The sequence below is a fragment of the Azomonas macrocytogenes genome (assembly GCF_014191985.1).
Lineage (GTDB): Bacteria > Pseudomonadota > Gammaproteobacteria > Pseudomonadales > Pseudomonadaceae > Azomonas > Azomonas macrocytogenes.
The window spans coordinates 446-1,950 of record NZ_JACHXI010000057.1 but is presented as its reverse complement, the minus strand read 5'-3'; the positions used below and the strand labels follow the sequence as shown (position 1 = coordinate 1,950).

Annotated in this window: 2 protein-coding genes; one reads left to right on the top strand and one right to left on the bottom strand. The window is 69.8% G+C overall.

The window, feature by feature from the left end; all coding sequences use genetic code 11:
* The first annotated feature begins 2 nt into the window (after positions 1–2).
* Positions 3–176 (top strand): ATP-binding protein, encoded by a 174-nt coding sequence (locus tag FHR87_RS18820; protein ID WP_476693177.1) that lies wholly within the window; start codon positions 3–5, stop codon positions 174–176.
* A gap of 75 nt (positions 177–251) precedes the next feature.
* Here the strand turns inward: FHR87_RS18820 and FHR87_RS18815 are convergent.
* A partial coding sequence (locus tag FHR87_RS18815) for a DUF3363 domain-containing protein (RefSeq protein ID WP_476693176.1) occupies positions 252–1,505 on the bottom strand: 1,254 nt, incomplete at its 5' end.

Below are 1,505 nucleotides of genomic sequence, written 5' to 3'. Positions count from 1 at the left end.
CGGTGGTCGCAGTATCATTTTTCCGAGTAGATCCTGCCCGCCAACGAAAGAACGCAGGTGCAGGGCTAGGGCTGGCCATCGTCAAATCAATTGCCGAAGCTCATGGTGGACATGTGCAGGCAACGTCCAGCGATACAGCGACTAAATTTGATCTAACGCTGCCTCGCATCGCTTAGTTGGCCTCTCGCCATTGCGGGAGAATGCAGATCGTGGATGGGCGCAGTTTCGACTCGTCGGAAGCAGGTTGCTCGTCAGATGATGGACATGCCTTTCTGCCGTCCAATCTCCCATGACACACCGCCGCCGCGTACAGTGGCAGCAAGTTGCTGACCTAGCCGTTGCTCGATCACTGGTTTCCACGGCACTAGGCTGAATCCCATGCCGTCATCGAGCATCGCGTAGCGCCCGCTGGCGAGCATGACGCTGCGCCGGTAGATGCCGGCCACGCGCTGCCCATCGGCCACCGGGCGATGCTCCAGGCCGGTTTCGCCGGCAATGTCCTTCGCGGCTTGTGCCAGTTCCCGGTTGCGCAGCGTGCCCAGCAGGTTGCGCGCCAGGATCACGCGCTGCCCGCGCCGCTCGGCCAGCCCCTGTTCGGCAAGGAAGTCGGCGCGTTTCTGCAATGCCTCCTTGACCTCGCCGCCAAAGCCCAGGTCCCCCAGGCCCGAGCCGCCGCCGATCAACTGCTGGTCGAGCCAGGTGGCCCCGATCACGCGCGCCTGCCGCTCGATGGGCAGGTGCGATTTCAGCTCTACAGCCACGCCGCCCAGGCGCTGCGCGTCGTACTGGCGACCGCGCTCGGCCAGGTCGCCCGGCACCTTCCATAGCCCCTCGGCCACGCGCTCCACGATGCCGCCGCGGCGCAAGGCTTCGAGCCGGCGGACATGGGCGGCGACGACTTCCTGCGGATCACGGCCCGGCATGGCCTGACCCTGTGCGATGGCGAGGTGGTGGTCGGTGCGGTACAGGCCATCGCTCGCCAGAGCGGCGATGTTCCTGTCGGCCGCGCGCACGTCGGCCGATCCCTTCACCTCCACCACGGCGCCGGTGGGATAGTTCGCCAGCTCGTCGCGGGCGTTGAGCGCGACGTAGTGGGCCTTGCCGTCCACCCCGTCGATGACCAGATAGCCCCGGTCGCGCAGCTCGTCGGCCAGCCCCTTCGCAGCCACGCGGCCGAGGATGGTTCGGCCATCGTCGCCCGGCTCGAACACCGCCAGCTCGCGCGGTTCGCCGCGCATGGCTCGCTGCATGGTGCGGATGATGTCGCCGCGCTCGCCCAGGGTGCGCAGCGTCTTTTCGGCATCCGCATGGACGGCCCAGGTGCCCGGCTGCGTCTCGTCGGCGAGGCCCATGCGCTGCAAGCGTGGCAGGCGGCCGATCAGCAGCAGGCGCGGGGGGGGGGGGGGGGGGGGGGGGGGGGGGGGGGGGGGGGGGGGGCGGGGGGGGGGGGGGGGGGGGGGGGGGGGGGGGGGGGGGGGGGGGGGGGGGGGGCGGGGTGGGGACGC